Source organism: Candidatus Vicinibacter affinis (assembly GCA_016714365.1).
In the GTDB taxonomy this organism is placed as follows: domain Bacteria; phylum Bacteroidota; class Bacteroidia; order Chitinophagales; family Saprospiraceae; genus Vicinibacter; species Vicinibacter affinis.
Genome location: JADJNH010000007.1, coordinates 150,119 through 168,546 on the forward strand (window position 1 = coordinate 150,119; position 18,428 = coordinate 168,546).

Below are 18,428 nucleotides of genomic sequence, written 5' to 3' on the forward strand. Positions count from 1 at the left end.
CTTTTGAATTGATTGAAGTTGAAACATCCTCAACATTTAATAAAATTCTATCCTCTCAATCTCACCCAACCCACGCATCCCAAAAATCATGGCTCAGACAGTTGTGCTAAAAATCATCGTAACATTTTAAGCATTGGAAATATCAAAATGATTTACTCTTTATAAATGTAGTGATTAGAAACATTTACAATTTTAAAAATTCTTTGATCTCAGCACCTTTGGAGGTAGGTACCTTGATAAAATACGCTCCCGGAAGAAGCCCTGCAACATATATTTTCTGAACTCCATTTTTAATATAGCCTGACTCTATGATGTTTCCTTGAATATTTAAGATTTCATAATTACCCTCCCTGTCTAATGAATTAAATTTTACCTCCACAAAATCGCTCGCAGGATTTGGGCTTAACATGAGTTCAGCACTTCTCTTGTTCTGAAATGCAACTACATTGCTTTCTATCAATTCAGTTTCATTCAAATAAACAACTTTATAATAAATCAAATCTGACTTATTTACTTCTACATCCTCAAACCAAAATTCATTTTTATTTTCATCAATTACTGGGTGATGGATTGCTGACCAATTACCATCGTATTTCAATAATTTCATCAGACCCTTGTTAAAATCTCCGTTTATCTTCCAATGCAATTTGCACACACCTTCTTTTTCAATTTCTGATTCCAATTTAATTTCCTGTATGGACAATACTGAACTCAACACCAATCCTGCATCCAGATCTGACAATACATCACCTTCGAAGAGCTGCACCACATCGGTAGTACCGTAGCCATGACTGTGATTCACATCACTGTTTACATCTTGGGCTACAAATCCGTTCATACTCGTATACCTATAAAATGGAGGTGCTTCAAATTTTAGATAATATGAACCGGTATGTGCACGTAGATTAAAATGTCCTTCTTCATCACTATATACCTCATCCACCATTACATCTTGCTCATTGTATAATTTCACCTTGACCTCAGGTATGCCCTCTTCTCCGGCATCCTGAATTCCATCCCTATCTACGTCCAGCCAAATAAAATTTCCCACAGTCGATTTCTTCAAAATCCCAAGATCCAGATCGTCTCTTTGAGCATTTGATTTTACCTCAAAATCAACGGTCCTAAATTGACCACCTACCTTGTCAAAATCTGAATCAAGCAAGCTATCAATACCGGATCTGTACGCAGTAATGGAAATGGAATCCGGAAAGCTTACACTCAAATAATGCATTCCTTCCGGAGCATGATCAAATCTATAATAACCCGGATTACCCAGTGAATCCAACTTACTGATAGTACTTCTAATTAACCTGCCTGTACTGGCCTCAATCAAATCTATAGCAATTCCGTTAACTCCTATCTCATTGCTTTGCTGGATTCCATCACCATTACTGTCCTCCCATACATAATCCCCAATCATACCATAAGGTCTTATCATTCCGGCATCAACAACAGTGATAATTTTTCCGGGAAATACACTAAAATATAATTCACCCATTTGATTTACATCGCTGTCTAGATCTTCATCAACTCCCTGATCTTGGGGACTAAAACTAAAATTCTTGTCTTCGTTCACAAATTTAATCTGATAGTCTCCCGGAGCAAATTGAAGAAATACATATTGACCAAATGTATCTGTCATCATACTGTCCAAAAGGTTGTTCTGATCATCATATAAAAACACTTTGACCCTTTCTATTCCCGTCTCACCGGAATTGCGAATTCCGTTTTTATCAAAATCTTCCCAAACAGTTCCCTCGATTTTTCTACAGTTGTATAATTCAAAGAATGCAGGACGCTTACTAAGAGCATGACATTTAGCCGTTGATTTAAAATATTGCAATACTTCATTTAAGCGGGTACCCAAATTAAGAAAGCTGGTTGCATCAAAATAATCCGGACTCAGCGGATCATTTTGATAGACCAACTCATAAACATAAAATCTTCCGGATCTCATAATGTCAGTATAAAGACTGTCACTCGTCTTCAAAATTTCTTGTCCGGAATCTGATATTAAAATAAACTTTCTGCTAAAGCCTGGAGGTAGAAACTCAATACCATTCAAGGCATATCTGACGCGAACCGGATTTCCTGCGTAACACGGAGAAGACATAGATAAATCATATAAATCAGGAGCTTTTGCCAAACACTCTTCATAAATTCCTGCATCAATTTTTGCCTGCCCTCCTCCCGGCAAACTCAACAATTCACTCCAACCGGAAGAATCAACATCACTGTCAACATCCGGCATACTCCCACTACCCTTTTTTGAAAAAACATATCCTGCCATCGGCGACAAAAATATCCTGTACTCCAATGCAGGCGTTTTCTTTTCAAAAAAATAATGTCCGTTAAAATCTGTCTTTATCGAATCAATTATTTTTCTTGATATATCTGTGAGGTAAACCAAATAATCCTTAAATCCCTGTTCTCCTAAATCCTGAATGCCATTTTTATTGGCATCCCGCCACACCAAACCACGGATGCCGATACATTCATCCACTACAAAAGATACGCCTTTTGCAGAAATAGAAGCACATTTTTGCTCCCGCAAAATCAAATTTCCGAGATCAACTAAAGTTGTAGTTCCCGGGATCAGTATAGACAGATCTAGAAAGTTAAACCCACTTTGCAACTCTTCAAAACACAAAGCATAAATATTGTACACTCCCGCCCTATCTATCTCAAATTCAGGACTGTCGGAAATTTCAGAAATTTTTTGTGTTACACCTGTAACCAATAAATATTTCACAACATAGTCGACCGGATGTTGATGCGTCCCAATTGCCGTAGCTCGAATGCTTTGAACTCCTCCTGAATAACATTCAAATTCCATTGGCAAGGTTTTTAAACTTGCTAAAGAAATATTGCAATTCAAAAACAATCCTGCATCTACATGCATATTATTTCCCATCGCAGGTGTAAATATATCTGTCTCTCCGGTTTTATTTACATCGGAGTCGGTTTGCTCAAAACCGGATGCATCCTTCAGAGTATAACTATAATCCTGTAAATATTTGAATGCAATACTATACTTATGGGTAGGATTCAATTTTACAAATGCATATTTACCTATAGAATCTGTTCTCACAGAATCTATTGCAATTCCAAATTCATCCTTTAAACAAACCAATACATCCGGAATACTTCTGTCCTTCTGATCCTGAATACCATCTTGCCCGTAATCATACCATGCCCTTCCACTTATACTACTGCACTCCCTGATCGTCACCACTGTGGAAGCTGCTGATATATTGTAACATAATTGCAGTGAATCCAAGTCATTGATAAGCCTCTGCAAATATGTAATCCCTACCTGTATAGTGTTAACATCAAAATAATTATACGACCCCTTTGTTCCATCATAAATCATAGACCTGCAATAATAATTGCCAGGCTGATCCACTTGAAAAAATGGAAATGAATTAATGGATACAATTACACCATCTGAAGTTCGAACAAGAAAATATGTTTTCTCAAATCCGGGATTAAGCGGAGGAGTAGAGGCGGGGGCAAACAAAATTTGAATGGGTTCTTGATCCAAACATTCTGGACTGGATTGAATAAAAATTAATTCGGGAGCCAAATCCTTGCAATCAATTAAAAATCCGGCATCCAATTTGATGCTTTGTCCTTGTGACACTAAAAAATAATCTGTAAAATGATCTAAGTTAAAATCATTGTCCGTACTATCCGGACCTGAATCCTTTTTACTCAGTATGAATTCATCCGATAAAAATATTCTCAAGCGATATTTTCCTGAAGATTGTGAAATATTCAAACAATAATTTCCATTATCAGCACTCCTGGTAGAATCTAAAATCTGTGAAACAGAATCAAGTAAATAAATCAACGCATCCTTTACCAAAGTTTCCTTCACATCACGTTGACCATCCTGATTGCGGTCATACCAAATCTTACCACACACTGGGGAGGATTTGGTCAAACCTAAATCAACATCGCTTCGCATTTGTTGGAAACCTACACTAAAAATTTCAGATGTAAAATTTCCCAAAAAATCATTGTCCTTGGCAGAATTATTTCCCGCACGAAATTGAGTGACTGCATACGGATCTGATGAATAAACCCGTATGTAATAATCCCCCGGCAAAACCTTGCTGAAAGAATACCTACCATTCAAATCACTCACTACCGAATCCAATAGGACTGCTGAAGTATTAAGCAAATAAAATTTAATTCCTGCTATGCCACGCTCATGAGCATCCTGAATGCCATCAGCATCCACATCTTCCCAAACAAAATCTCCTATGGATGAATATTGAAAAAAACCTGCATCTACATCCGTTTTTTGTTGCCCGGGTGCCAGATAAAACATGGGCGTACTGCCTGTTCCAAAAACATTTTCCAAATCACTGTCAAGGGAGGAATTGTTTCCTTTGAAAGACGAAGTGGAAATTAAATTTCCAGGCGTAATAAATTTTAAATAATAATATCCGGAGACTAAACTATCAAATTTAAAATTTCCGGAAATATCTGTCAGCACCGATCTAATATACTTTTTTGTCTGTCCGTCATAAAGTAGAACTTGAGTGGATGAAATTCCGGGTTCATTAGGATCCTGAATTCCATTTGCATTATCATCTCGCCACACCCTGTCTCCAACCGATGCTCTTGAACAGTCGCTGTTTAAAAAACTAAGACAACAAAGGTCAGAAAGCCCTGCCGCGGATTCTGTTTGCACACACACTTCGTGTATTCCGTATGGCAACCGTCCGATGTTCAATCCTATAAAAGACTGATTGACTTCATTCGAAATCACCTCTGCACCTGTAGGAATTTTCCAGTGATATTGGGTAGCATTCTTAACCGGATCTACATAAAAAAAACTACAATCTTTCATACACATGGCTGGCATGGCCTGATAATAAATGACCAGACGCACACGATCCAGATTAAGTTTGACCTCTGTGTTCCCAACGTTTTTTACCTGCAACTTAAAACCAAAATTAGAGGAGTTTACATCCTGAAGTGATGGTTTAAGATTCCACACATCATTCACTCCACCATGTTTCCATAAGGAATCTGCATTTGGCCTTGTAGCATTCCATTGCAGGGACGGTAAAATAGCAGCCTTGTTCTCACCATAGTTTTTACCATTGCGGTCAGTAAGTTGGAGCTGTACCAGATTCAATTTTCCACCTGTGACATTTCCTTCAAACTCAATTGCAATTCCATAAATTTTTGATCCTTCAGGCAAGACTAAATTAAAATTCCGGAACGACAATACAGAAGAAATGACCCCACCCTTAAGAACCAACTGACCATATTCCTGATCATCATAGGCTATTGAATTCACCTGATTAAATCCTTGCTGGCCAGGCTGAATGTTTGATTCAATGATTTGAGGTCTTAGGCTAATGGAACCTGAGGTAATCTGGTGCCCATTTTTTACCGGACAGGCCTTTGGAAGAGACGGATTTTGAGCAATAAGTAGGGTTGATTGAAAGAATAGATGGACTACAAAAGCACTATAAGTCAATATTTTAGGTCCAAAAGAAGGGCATCTGGATAACATGAATTCGGTTTTGGATATTAAATTAAATCTTTATTTAAAGTATTAAATATTGATTTAAATGCAAATATATATAATAATTAAATAATATATAATCATTATTTTAAATTATTGTATAATATTTATATTACTGTATTTCAATTAATTACATAATTTTTATCCATTCAGTAAGATTCTTGACCAATTTGAAATACAGAATGTACGACCTCAGGTGACCCATAATCCATTTGCAGCAATTGCCAAACTTTACGAAAAGCAACTTCTGGTTTATTAAGTCAAAAGATTTGATTCAGAAAAAATATTTACATTCATCCTATGAAAAGATCGAAGTGCTCAAATTTTCTGGGAATTCTCTTGTTTCTGATCACGGTCTCCTCTATACATGGCCAATCTTCTGCTGGGATCCGCACAGGCATTCACATTTCCAGATTTAGATTCAACAGTGAGGAGGAAGATGCTGTAAAGTATATGAGTACTCCATACGTATCCATGACAGCAGAAGTTTTTCTAAGTGAATATTTTTCCTTACAGACTGAACTCATATATCTTCAAAAGGCAGTAAGGTTGTACTCTCAGGATGCAATAGATTACAGCGATTTTAGAATGCGCATGGATGTTTTGGAATTACCCATTCTCGCAAAAAAGAATTTTACAGATTGGTCTACAAAGTTGTGCTTGTTTGCAGGCCCTTCCATTGTGTATGCAATGGGAGGAAAAATCAATCAGGATTTTACGGAGCAAAAAGTAAAATACAGCGTAAAAGAAAGCATCGATTTTAAGGATATGCAGTTAAAAAAATGGGACATATGCCTCCACCTAGGCGGAAACCTTGGCATACCGGCAGGTAATGGAGAAATCATACTCGACGCCCGCTACATTTTTGGCTTATTGGACATCGATGGTTTTGCAGAAGAAAGTACGAAAAAAGTACATACCAGAGGAATTGGACTTTCTATAGGGTATGCATTTCATTTATCTGAATAAACTTTTTGAACACAGCCATTATTCGTTTTATCAGGAGTATTAATAACTAAACTCAATTTCATGATCATTAATTTATTAAGCCCCTATTCAACATAAATAATTCATTACCTGAGGACCTCAACTTCACATTTTTTTTTATAACGTAGCTAATCTTTTTTATGAATCAGAACTCAATTTTATTTCTAACAAAATCAAATAAATGAACGGGCTTAAAAATAAATTAAGTTATTTTAACCCATTTATGCTTTGTGCATTTTCTTTTTTGAATGCTCAGGATTATAAATCAATTTCACTCAATTTTATTCCGGTTTTTGACAATCAAAAAATCTTTCTTAATAAAAATGTGTACAACGAACAGTCTGAAGATACCTTGATCTTTGAAACTATAAAGTTCTATCTTTCTGCTTTTAAATTATGGGATGGTAACACGCTCGCTTGGGAAGAAAACAACAGCTTCCATTTATTAGATTTAGCTAAAGAAAACACATTATCTCTTTCCATAAACATCTCTCAAGAAACAAACTACAAAACCCTTTGCTTTAACTTGGGTATAGACAGCACGACCAATACCTCGGGTGTTTATGGTGGAGATTTAGACCCCACCACCGGAATGTATTGGACCTGGCAAAGTGGATACATCAACATCAAAATGGAGGGTAAATCTCAACATTGCACAACACGCAATCACGAATTTCAATTTCATCTGGGTGGGTACCAATCACCCTTCAATGCGTGTCAGAATATTTGTCTGGATTTGCAAAAGAATGATGCGCACAACATCTTAATCAATTTCCAGAATTTATTTGATAAAATTGATCTCGCCAAACAAAATCAAATCATGTCACCTGGTAAAAATGCCTATACTTTGAGTCAATACTTTAGTGAAATTTTTTCTGTAATTCCCAAATGAAATATTTCATCATTTCATATTGCCTCCTTTTGCTAATGCTGTTAACCTCTGGCGTCATTCCGGAACCTTTCTTTAAGGTCCCCAAAGGATGGCCAAAACCCAATTATTCATTTACTCAAAACCAACTCTCGCAAACAAAAATTGATTTAGGAAGAGCTTTGTTTTACGATCCCATTTTATCCAAAGACAGTACAATCTCTTGTGCAAGCTGCCACAATCCCTATACTGCCTTTGCTCATACAGATCATGCACTTAGCCATGGAATCAATGATTTAATAGGAACCAGAAATGCTCCTGCACTGATGAATCTGGCATGGCAAAAATCATTTATGTGGGATGGCGCCATTCACCATTTGGACATGCAGGCGCTTTCCCCCATTACCAATCCAATAGAAATGAATGAGGACTTCGCTCACGTCATTGGAAAACTCCAAAAAAAACATTTATACCCTGGATTATTTTACACTGCATTTGGTGATAGTTTGATTACCGGAGCAAACACCTTGAAAGCTTTTTCTGCTTTTTTGTTAACTCTGGTAAGTGCCAATTCAAAATACGAAAGTGTGACCCGAAAGCAAACGAAATTCACTGATCAGGAAAGAAACGGCCTGAAACTCTTCAGAAAACATTGCGCACAATGTCATACTGAACCATTGTTCACCAACCAAAATTTTGAAAACAATGGCCTGCCTCCGGATAATACATTAAATGATGCAGGAAGAATGAAAACAACGGGCCTGTCTGCGGATTCACTAAAATTTAAAGTACCTACTTTAAGAAATATTGAATTTACCGCTCCATACATGCACGATGGTCGCTTCAAAAATCTAAGTGAGGTTCTAAAACACTATACCTCCGGGATTCACCAAAGTAAAACATTGTCCGAAAAATTGAAAAATTCAATTGCACTAAAATCAAATGAAAAAGTTGATCTGATTGCATTTCTTTTGACCCTCTCCGATAAATCCTTTTTATTTGATCCCAAAAATTCATTTCCAAAATTTATATTTTTCAAAAAATAAGGAATTTATGTATTGACTTTATTTTGATCAGGAGTAAACACAAACCCTTCAATCTTGATTAAATTACATGTAAAGAATGGCCCTAGACAGGCTGCCCGAAAATTAAATTAGGAGGTAATCACATTGCCCAGTTAATGAAAGCATTCAAATGACAACATACATAAACGACCCAGGCAGCCAGCCATCGCCAATCAATCTGCATCATCTATCATAGTCTAGATGACCATTAAATGCAAAATTTATCTGCCAACAATATAATAAATCCAGATCTCTTGCTTTTCAACTACTGTTGCCACTTACTTACCAATAGTCCGGAACACCCAACCATCCATAATTTTTCTTCGACTACAGTACAAAGTTAGTTTTTCCCCCTTCTACACGTGGACTTGGTCGCTTTTTTTTCAGATGGTACTCAATTTACAGGTCATTCCTTAAAACAATGGCATTAGATTGATTAACTTTGATTGATTTATTTACCTCAACTCAGTAAATATTTTTTTACCATTAAATTTTTCTTTTCCTCATTCATGTCTTAAGTAGTTGAAAATATAAATCGCCGGATAAAAGAAGATGAAAACAAATCAGGTCAAAATTTAAAAATTCTATTATTGTCATTCATGATGCATCATTTTAAAATATTACTCACTGCGCTTTTGTCCATTTGGACCATCCACCTAAGCCAGGCACAAAGAAATGTCCTGGTTATTATTGCAGATGATTTAGGCACTGATTATCTTGGTTTTTACAAAGATCACAAAGACACAGTAGAAGTTCCCAATCTCCGAAAACTGGTAAGCCGCGGTGTGCTGTTTCAGAATGCAGCTTCTAATCCGGTATGCTCCTCCACCAGATCAGGTATTTTAACAGGAAGATACAGTTTCAGAACAGGAGTAGGCGGCATTGTGGGTGGAGCAGGTGGATCCATGCCCCTGGATACAGCTGAAAATACAATACCGAGAATACTAAAAATTTTGAATCCCGAAATTGCAACAGCCAACATTGGTAAATGGCATCTTCAACAAGCCATGCCTGTCAGCAATTTGAAATTTCCAAACATCATGGGTTATGATCATTTTGAAGGGCCCTTTATCGGACAATTGTCAAGTTTTACCAATTGGACAAAATACATCAATGGGGTAGCCACAAATGTAACCAACTATGCCACTTCTGAAAATGTCAATAATGCGGTTACTTGGCTTAAAAATCAAAATAACAAACCATTCTTTTTGTGGCTCGCATTTAACGCTCCTCATGAACCACTGCATTTGCCACCTGCCGATTTACATAATTACAAAAACTTAAGCGGCACCGCACAGGATATTAGGGCTAATCCAAAAAGCTATTTTAAAGCGATGATCCAAGCCTTAGATCACGAAATGGGTCGACTGTTTGATTCTCTAGAAGTAATGGGCAAATTAGACAATACAGACATTATTTTTATTGGAGACAACGGGGATACCCAAAAAACCACTCAGAGCACCGATACCGCAAGAGCAAAAGGCACTGTTTACCAAAATGGAATTCATGTACCGTTTATGATTGCAGGACCCTCTGTCAAAAACCCGGGCCAAATAACGGACGCATTAGTGAATACAACAGATATCTTTGCCAGCGTTTTTGAATTATTTGGATTTACAAATTGGTCATCTCTGATTGATCCGAAAAAACCGGTGGACAGCAAAAGTATTTTGCCTTTTATCAGGGAAGAAAGTAATCAGATCAGACCCTGGTCATTTAGTGAAATATTTAAATTAACCCCGGATGCCAGCGAAGCCAAATCAATTCGTAATCCGGATTTTAAACTGATTAAATTCAATTCCGGAAAAGAAGAATTCTATAAACTTAAAACAGACCCTGAAGAAAAAGTAAATTTACTCGAGTCCAAAATGACAACAGAAGAGATCACCCAATACTACTACTTGTGTAATGAAATGGAAAATCTTCTGGGCGTTGGAAATATTTGTCTTACTACTGTTGATTCCAAAGATTACCCTGGATCGTATTCAACTTCGATAGTTTACCCAAATCCATTTAATTCAAAAATAAAAATCAAGCAATTTGCCAATTCAACCATTGCAGAGCTCTACAACATAATGGGCGAAAGAATTTACGCAGGATCCCAAATCGAAAACATGGATTTCTCTTACTTGCCTTCCGGCACCTACGTACTTAAAATTTTAGTTAAACCTGTTCAAATAGTTAGAATCAACAAAGAATAAATCTTCGCACCTTTATGTACAAATCAATATCCGGTCATATGAAATTAATTATTTATTGTTTACTACTCATTACCTGTCACCTAAACTTGCAGGCACAATTAAATCCTTCTTTAACTTCCTGGTTACAAAATACAACAAACATCATGGGAAGGCATTATATAAAAGGAAATCCTACACCCATAATGGATGCCGTTCCTGCCAATGTCCAAAGTGTAAAATATTCCAATGATTGGGTATACATCAACGCAACTGGAATTCCCGCATACATCACAGGCCCATTTCTGGATGGAAATCCTTCCATAGCCACCAATCAAAATGCAATTTTTAGACTAACATTAAATCCTTCAAAAAATACCGGGACCCCCACCAATACCACCGGAGGAAACATCGGACTCTTTATCAATGGAGTGGCCCTGTTTGACTATCGGGATGGAGTATCCTGGTCAAATGCTTCTAATTCCCTTAAGGGAGGGCCTTTGGGTGGAATGGGTGACCAAAAATGGAACAGAGATGCAGTAGTGGCAGAAAGAGCCGGATTTGATTGCTCAAAGGCTCACCCTGCCATGGGCAACTATCATCATCATCAAAATCCAAGTGCTTTTAAATTAGACCTGAATGTTATTTCAACCATTTGCAATTTGTACGATGCAGATGGTCTGTATGTAATCGACAGTAACAGACATTCTCCCTTATTGGGATTTGCATATGACGGTTTTCCCATTTATGGGGCTTATGCATTTAAAAATACGGATGGAACCGGTGGAATCGTCAGAATGAATTCCAGCTATAAACTTAGAAATATCACCCAACGCAATACCTATTCGGATGGATCTACCGTCACTCCTGGTCCTGTCGTAAACTCAAGCTATCCCCTGGGTTATTTCAGAGAGGATTATGAATATGTTCCAACTTCCTCTTCAACGCCTGATTACCTGGACGAACACAATGGAAGATTTTGCGTAACACCTGAATATCCAAATGGCATCTACTGCTATTTTGCAACCGTTGACAAGCATTGGAATTCTGCCTATCCTTATGCGGTAGGACCTACCTTTTATGGTGTGCGAAATGCCATGAAAGTTCAGGCCATCAATGAACAGGTCACTACCTATCTTCCGACTTCCACAGGCATCCAAAATGATCCGTCAAATATTCAGGATGTAAATGTATTTCCAAATCCAGCCAACGATCTGATCGCAATTCAATGGAATGATCTGAACAGGATGGATATTAAAGTAGAACTGCTAAATGAATCCGGCAAAATCATCAGCCATACAACCATTTATCAGGGAAGCACCATCGTCTATTTTGAAACAAGTACGCTGTACAGCGGAACCTACTTTATCAAAATTTCAAGTGCCAATTTCCATACGGTCAGAAAAATTGTGCTGATTAAATAAAGTGAATGCTGATTTATTTAAAATGGTTAAAATAAAAACTGCTGCTTAGTAGCTTATTTTAACTCTTCGAACAGTACGAATGATGCGTCGAAATCCTCTTTGAAACATGAAGTAAATATTTCTAAAAAAATAAAGTTGGATTAATTTTTCTAAAAATAAAAAACGCAGGCCCTGACCGACCTGCGTATAAAAAAATACATATAAATTCAACAATAATAAATCCTCTGTAATTATTTAATTTCTAAAAGGCTTAGAAATTAACTTCCATCCAAACGCGCTCCAAAATGAGGTTCAATTGACTCTTTCAGCAATTAATGGATCCAGATGATATCTATTCCCATTTAGCCCCATTGCATACTTTTGAACGCTGTGTAGCAGAACTTCCCTGCAACTGAACGCAAATTTAATTGGCCGGACACTATCAATCAAACTGATATTTTATATATTCGCATAGATTTTATCTATATTATGAATTTAAATCAGCTTGAATACATCATTGCCGTCGATACCCACCGCCACTTTGTAAAGGCCGCTGAAAAATGCTTCATCACCCAGGCTACCTTAAGCATGATGATTAAGAAATTGGAAGAGGAGTTGGACCTGGTTATTTTTGACCGGAGTAAAAAACCCGTAGTCCCCACTCAATTGGGGAAAAAGATCATTGCTCAGGCAAAAATAATCGTCCAGGAAAGTCAAAAACTGAAAGAAATCGTATCAACAGAGCAGAACTCACTAAGTGGAGAATTACATATCGGAATTATTCCAACGCTCGCCCCTTACCTGCTACCACTTTTTCTAAATTCATTTTTAAAAAAACACCCACTGGTCAAACTAAGCATCAGTGAATTAAGCACAGATGAAATCATACTCAAACTCAAACAAAATGATCTGGATGCCGGAATTCTCGCTACTCCCCTAAACGATTCATCACTCAAAGAAGAACAACTTTTCTATGAAGAATTTATCGTATACGCTTCCTCCAAAGAAAAATTATTGAAGAAAAAATACCTGCTCGCACAAGACATTGATGTCAACAGGCTTTGGCTCTTGCAGGAAGGTCATTGCCTGCGATCCCAGATCATCAATCTCTGTGAACTCAAAAAGAAAGACAACGCCACTCAGCAATTTAATTTTGCATCCGGCAGCATAGAGACCCTCAAGAGAATTGTGGAAACCAACGAAGGAATTACCATTCTCCCAAAACTTGCACTCAGAGACATGAATTCAAAGCAAAAAAATAATACACGACACTTCAAAAGCCCCGCTCCTGTCAGAGAAATAGGTTTGGTGACCTACCGCTATTTTGTGAAAGAAAAACTGATCGAAGCCATCAAAGAAGAAATACTTCTTTCCATTCCCGCTGAAATGCAATCTATCCGTAAAAAAGAAATCATACCGGTCTTCACACCATAAGCTGAATGGTTAATTGATACCATTCATCATATGAATTACCCTTCACTCGCCTTGACTCCTTTTACATAGGTCGTATAGAGATACACCGGCACATCAACTTGACCAAGATATTTAATTATACTAGCCTGCACTTCTTCCCATTTTAAACCTCCTACCCCGGTGGCTAATTTGGGCAAGGCAACACTTTTGATGTCATCGTTTGCAATCAGTTTGGCAAGTTTCTTCAACGAATGATCCAAATGACTTATAGTCGCTTTACCGGGATTTGCATGACCATGGGAAGATGGCGGCGGCTCCTGAGCCATAAGGCTCACTATTTGCTTCCCATCCTTCCCGATCCAATTAAATATCTCCCCGGGTGAAGGATGATGAACCCGGCAATGATGCCTGAACTCCTTCACCATTTCAGGATATTGATCCCGGATGCTCAACGCGAGTCCCGAATCAAAATGATCCATAGGGGCCACACTGTGAACCAATACAGCAGCTTCTGACAACATGATGTCACCCTTTACTTCTTTGATCATACTCTATAATTTTGAACAATGTTCTGAATATATTTTCACTTTCGAAATGATTGAAGTCATGTACACAAATGATCTTTTTATTAAAAGAAAATTTCAAATTCAATATTTAAAATCTGAATACAGCGTAACTTAAAGACTTTCTGATCTTTATTTACTCCAAAACTGATCAATCGTGAAAAATTAAATGTTTTGATTTCCCTGAAATAGGTGTAGATATTTTTATTTTACTCAACTCTGCTTGCTAACTATTTACAAAAATAAAACTTGCATGAATAAAACTGATCACAGCTTTATCAAAAGCTTATAAATTTACCAAAATCAATTTATACAATTCGATACCATATATCATGCTTACACATTTACCCATCTTGTATTTGATCAGAATTAAATTTCTGCTCAAAAGATTGAATTACATATAGAATACTAAGTTTTATTAACAAAAATCTGTACAGAAGCTTGTTCATTTCCACTATGCAACTGCAGAATGTATACCCCGGTTTGAATTGAAGGATGCAGCTTGAATTTAAAAGTATGATCTCCTGTTTCTTCAGCATCTGTGGCCCTAATTTCCTGAAGCACACTCCCTTTTAAGTCCAATATTTTTAGATGCACAATTCCAGAATTAACTAACGTGTAACCAACACTTACTTCATCAGATACCGGATTTGGGTAAACCAGGAAATTGTTTGCTAACTTTCCTTCACTAAGCACACCTACATTTAATTTATTCAGCAACCTCATAACATACAATTCTGTTTTGTTTGCAGTATAGACATTTCCTGCTAAAACAATTTTTCCATCTACCTGCAGTGCCAAAGCATTTACTAAACTTGGACCTTGCAATCCGATTCTTAAAATTCCCATGAATGCAAAATTCTTATCTATACTACCATCAGAATTATACCTTACAAGGAAAGATCCTGAATTTCCTGCCCCGTATCTGCCGCCACAAATAATTTTTCCGTCTTCCTGAACAACCATGTCATTTACGTTATTGAAAAAACTATCCACTGAAATGATTAACATGCCACTGTTTCCAAAATTTTTATCTAAACTACCATCTGCATTTAATCTCACCAAACCGCCGTATTTACCACCGGTGGTGATATTATTTATTTCGCCCGACAGTAAAAGCTTTCCATCCTTTTGAACCCTTATGGTATATACAGTGCCCTGTTTAAAATCAGTGCCAAAATCAATGATCACCTTCCCACTTCCATTAAAACTTTGGTCTAACGAGCCATCGGTCTCATATCGCACCATTGCAAAATGATATATATTTGGCGTGTCCACCACACTCAATCCACCTGCAACAATTTTTCCATCAGTTTGTATGGCCAATGCATAGGCAACATCATTTCCTCTTCCAATTGCTGTGATTAGCTTTCCACCAACTCCAAACCCGGAATCCAGACTACCATCAGGCAAATATCTCACTAATCCAAAATCCCAATCCTGACCATTGTAAACAAAGCCTGAGCAAATAATTTTGCGATCACTCTGAACAGCCATCGATATTCCTCTATCAAATGTTGAATCAAAATCTGTATTCACTATTCCATTCTTACCAAAACTACTGTCGATCCTACCATCCGGATGAAGCCGGATGAGCTGGTAATTGTCCCTCTCATTGATGGCGGAATAAGTGATGCCGAACAATAGAATTTTACCATCCTGTTGAACGGTCATATCAGTTGTCAATTCATCCCCACAGCTTGGACATGTTTGATTGAGAAATTTTCCGCCTTCAGCAAAATCATCACCCAATGTACCATCCTCATTAAATCTCGCCAATGCGAATCTACTGAACAGGGCGTCATTTGCAATTGCTCCTGCCAGAATCTTTCCATCCATCTGTATGGATAAACTTGTAGCCTCCGTCCTGGTTAAATTGTATGCGATATAAACCAGACCTTTATTTCCAAAGCTTATATCCGGACTTCCGTCAGTATTTAATCGCGCGATTACGCCATCTGTATTTTGCTTCAAACTTGAATATCCACAAACAAGAGCCTTTCTATCTGATAAAATAACAACACCTCTGAGACCTCCGATCCCTCCCCCAAGATCCTGTATATTAATACCGGCCTTACCATAAGAATTATCCGGGACCCCATATGCACTGTATCTTACTGTACAAAATTTACCACTTAATGTGTTACCCGCCAACACAATTTTATCATCACTTTGAATATTCATATCATATGGAGAAGATGACTCACCATTAACCGTTGTCATCACTTTGCCATCTTTATCAAATGAAATATCCAAAATACCACTGTTTGAATATTTCGCAAGGGCAAACTTGGATATACCTGCCTCTGTTGCATACCCACCTACTATTATTCCTCCATTGCTTAATACCAAAACCGAATATGCAGCATCGTCCTGTCCCGCAAAATCTGTAGTCACCTTTCCGTCGCTACTAAATGTATTATCCAATCGACCATACGAATTAAACCTGGCCATCGCAAAATCATAGTTTAAAACTGCCGGAGTCACTTGTCGGGTTGAACCCACCATCAATATGCCACCATTGGTAAGTAAAATTATGTCATTAGCAAAATCCGCAGTACCACTTCCAATATCTGTCAAAGAAATTCCGGCTGTACCAAAATCTGCATCTAAAGTTCCGTCAGGCTTTAAACGGATCATGGCGAAATTATAGTGTTGGCCATTCACCCAAGCGTACCCTCCGACAACTATTTTTCCATCGGAGCCAACAACAACCTTATATGCCAAGGCAGCGCCCAGATCACCAACCGGCTGTGTCAAATACCCCTTTCCGGCAAAACTTTTATCAAAGTTTCCATTAGATTCCAATCTTGCTACTAGAAAATTATTTTGATTACTCTGCGTGGCCACACCAGAGATTACTAACTTCCCATCTTTTTGCACAACCACAGAATAAAACGTAGAAGGGAAATTGTAAAATATGACCTTCCCTCCATCTCCAAAACTTAAGTCCTCCGCTCCATCGCTCATATATCTTGCAACGAAAGCATTTCTAGTTTGACCAACCGATAAATAACCCACCACAATTATTTTTCCATCTGCTTGTCTGGTCATGTGTTGAGTCCTTTCAAAGGACTTTCCTATGGAAAGAGAATGGTAAGAATTCCCATTAAAGCTCTTATCAAAACCTCCATCTTGGGCAGAAACCCACTGAATTAGAAAAAGACTCAATACGAAAATCAAAATTTTAAAATTTCTCATTACTGATATTTGAATTTATTTAATAATAAACATTTCAATTTAAGATTAAAACATTCATTATAACTGACATTTATCATTGGTGACAGTGATTTATTACCATGTTTTATGACCAACTGATAAAATTCAACCTCCTGATCTCATTAATCCCATGCATCCCAAAAATCATGATTCAGACATTTGACGGGATTTTGTCTGAACAGGGATTTATGGGATTGTTGGGAGTTGTGGGAAGAAGAATTTTGTCTGAACTGGGATTTATGGGATTGTTGGGAATCATGGGATGGAATATCATTTTTTTCTTTGAAAAGTCTATTGATGAAACATTATAATAATTTAATAAAATTCCATCCTCCTGATCTCATCCATCCCATGCATCCCAAAAATCATGGTTCAGGCAGTTAACGGGGATTTTGTCTGAACTGGGATTTTTGGGATTGTTGGGAGTTATGGGAAGGGAAATTTTGTCTGAACTGGGATTTATGGGATTATTGGGAGTTGTGGGAAGGAATATTTTTTCTTTTGAATGGATTGAAGTTGTAATATTCTTGACCATGTATAAAATATCATCCTGCCGATCTCATTAATCCCATGCATCCCAAAAATCATGGTTCAGACAGATAACGGAATATTGTCTGAACTGGGATTTATGGGATTATTGGGAGTTGTGGGATTGGATATCATTTTCCTTTGAATTGATTGAAGTTGAAACATCCACAACATTTAATAAATTTCCATCCTCCGGATCTCATCCATCCCATGCATCCCAAAAATCATGGTTCAGACAGATGACGGGGATTGATGGGAGTAGTGGGTTTTAAATCAATGTTTCTTTTAAAGTGATAGCAGATGTGACACCAAACTGCAATTTCAAGAGTTTTGTAGTATCAAGCAAAATATTGCTCAAGAAACAATCATCCATGCATCTAGCCTTTGGAATGTGGACTGGAATGCATATATTTGTTTAAATTAGTTTTTTTTTAAATGCCAACAAACAACTTGAGCCTATGAGAAAGGAAGGGAGACGGATCAGCATCCTGCAGCAGATTCGGGAAGTAAAAGACAGGATAAAGCAGACGTAAACAAGCAGCAGCGATTTATTCATTCACACTGAAACTATTTTTTACTACGAAAACGTATAATAATTTAAAGCTACAAAATATGCCTAATATTAAAAGAAGGGGGCCAATTTTAATTCCATCAT

At 37.3% G+C, this 18,428-nt stretch carries 10 protein-coding genes; 7 read left to right on the top strand and 3 right to left on the bottom strand.

Annotated features, from left to right (window positions below; translation table 11 throughout):
* Positions 1–184 precede the first annotated feature (184 nt).
* Positions 185–5,539, bottom strand: coding sequence for a T9SS type A sorting domain-containing protein (locus IPJ53_15625; protein MBK7800531.1), 5,355 nt, complete (start codon positions 5,537–5,539; stop codon positions 185–187).
* Between the two features lie 312 nt (positions 5,540–5,851).
* Here IPJ53_15625 and IPJ53_15630 point away from each other — a divergent pair, with 312 nt between their 5' ends.
* From IPJ53_15630 to IPJ53_15655, 6 genes are all read left to right on the top strand, one after another.
* Positions 5,852–6,520 (top strand): PorT family protein, encoded by a 669-nt coding sequence (locus IPJ53_15630; protein MBK7800532.1) that lies wholly within the window; start codon positions 5,852–5,854, stop codon positions 6,518–6,520.
* Positions 6,521–6,719: 199 nt separating this feature from the next.
* Positions 6,720–7,430 carry a hypothetical protein gene (locus tag IPJ53_15635; protein ID MBK7800533.1) on the top strand — a complete coding sequence of 237 codons (711 nt, stop codon included), beginning with the start codon at positions 6,720–6,722 and terminating at the stop codon, positions 7,428–7,430.
* A complete protein-coding gene (locus IPJ53_15640; protein ID MBK7800534.1) occupies positions 7,427–8,452 on the top strand; it encodes a c-type cytochrome in 1,026 nt (341 codons plus the stop codon). The genes IPJ53_15635 and IPJ53_15640 overlap by 4 nt, the downstream gene beginning before the upstream one ends.
* A 617-nt stretch (positions 8,453–9,069) precedes the next feature.
* Positions 9,070–10,671 (top strand): sulfatase-like hydrolase/transferase, encoded by a 1,602-nt coding sequence (locus IPJ53_15645; GenBank protein MBK7800535.1) that lies wholly within the window; start codon positions 9,070–9,072, stop codon positions 10,669–10,671.
* A gap of 38 nt (positions 10,672–10,709) precedes the next feature.
* Positions 10,710–12,071, top strand: coding sequence for a YHYH protein (locus IPJ53_15650; GenBank protein ID MBK7800536.1), 1,362 nt, complete (start codon positions 10,710–10,712; stop codon positions 12,069–12,071).
* A gap of 468 nt (positions 12,072–12,539) precedes the next feature.
* Positions 12,540–13,484 carry a LysR family transcriptional regulator gene (locus tag IPJ53_15655; GenBank protein MBK7800537.1) on the top strand — a complete coding sequence of 315 codons (945 nt, stop codon included), beginning with the start codon at positions 12,540–12,542 and terminating at the stop codon, positions 13,482–13,484.
* A 35-nt stretch (positions 13,485–13,519) separates the two neighbouring features.
* On the opposite strand, the gene IPJ53_15660 is transcribed toward IPJ53_15655, so the two are convergent.
* A complete protein-coding gene (locus IPJ53_15660) occupies positions 13,520–14,011 on the bottom strand; it encodes a macro domain-containing protein (protein ID MBK7800538.1) in 492 nt (163 codons plus the stop codon).
* A 423-nt stretch (positions 14,012–14,434) separates the two neighbouring features.
* Positions 14,435–17,227, bottom strand: coding sequence for a T9SS type A sorting domain-containing protein (locus IPJ53_15665; protein MBK7800539.1), 2,793 nt, complete (start codon positions 17,225–17,227; stop codon positions 14,435–14,437).
* A gap of 164 nt (positions 17,228–17,391) precedes the next feature.
* On the opposite strand from IPJ53_15665, the gene IPJ53_15670 reads away from it, so the two are divergent.
* The gene (locus tag IPJ53_15670; protein MBK7800540.1) at positions 17,392–17,556 is read left to right on the top strand and encodes a hypothetical protein; all 165 of its coding nucleotides are present in this window, start codon (positions 17,392–17,394) and stop codon (positions 17,554–17,556) included.
* Positions 17,557–18,428: the final 872 nt, after the last annotated feature.

Excerpts from the sequence above, each read along its gene's own strand:
- IPJ53_15625 (MBK7800531.1), bottom strand. The coding sequence starts at position 5,539 with ATGTTATCCAGATGCCCTTCTTTTGGACCTAAAATATTGACTTATAGT.
- IPJ53_15630 (MBK7800532.1), top strand. The coding sequence starts at position 5,852 with ATGAAAAGATCGAAGTGCTCAAATTTTCTGGGAATTCTCTTGTTTCTG.
- IPJ53_15635 (MBK7800533.1), top strand. The coding sequence starts at position 6,720 with ATGAACGGGCTTAAAAATAAATTAAGTTATTTTAACCCATTTATGCTT.
- IPJ53_15640 (MBK7800534.1), top strand. The coding sequence starts at position 7,427 with ATGAAATATTTCATCATTTCATATTGCCTCCTTTTGCTAATGCTGTTA.
- IPJ53_15645 (MBK7800535.1), top strand. The coding sequence starts at position 9,070 with ATGATGCATCATTTTAAAATATTACTCACTGCGCTTTTGTCCATTTGG.
- IPJ53_15650 (MBK7800536.1), top strand. The coding sequence starts at position 10,710 with ATGAAATTAATTATTTATTGTTTACTACTCATTACCTGTCACCTAAAC.
- IPJ53_15655 (MBK7800537.1), top strand. The coding sequence starts at position 12,540 with ATGAATTTAAATCAGCTTGAATACATCATTGCCGTCGATACCCACCGC.
- IPJ53_15660 (MBK7800538.1), bottom strand. The coding sequence starts at position 14,011 with ATGATCAAAGAAGTAAAGGGTGACATCATGTTGTCAGAAGCTGCTGTA.
- IPJ53_15665 (MBK7800539.1), bottom strand. The coding sequence starts at position 17,227 with ATGAGAAATTTTAAAATTTTGATTTTCGTATTGAGTCTTTTTCTAATT.
- IPJ53_15670 (MBK7800540.1), top strand. The coding sequence starts at position 17,392 with ATGATTCAGACATTTGACGGGATTTTGTCTGAACAGGGATTTATGGGA.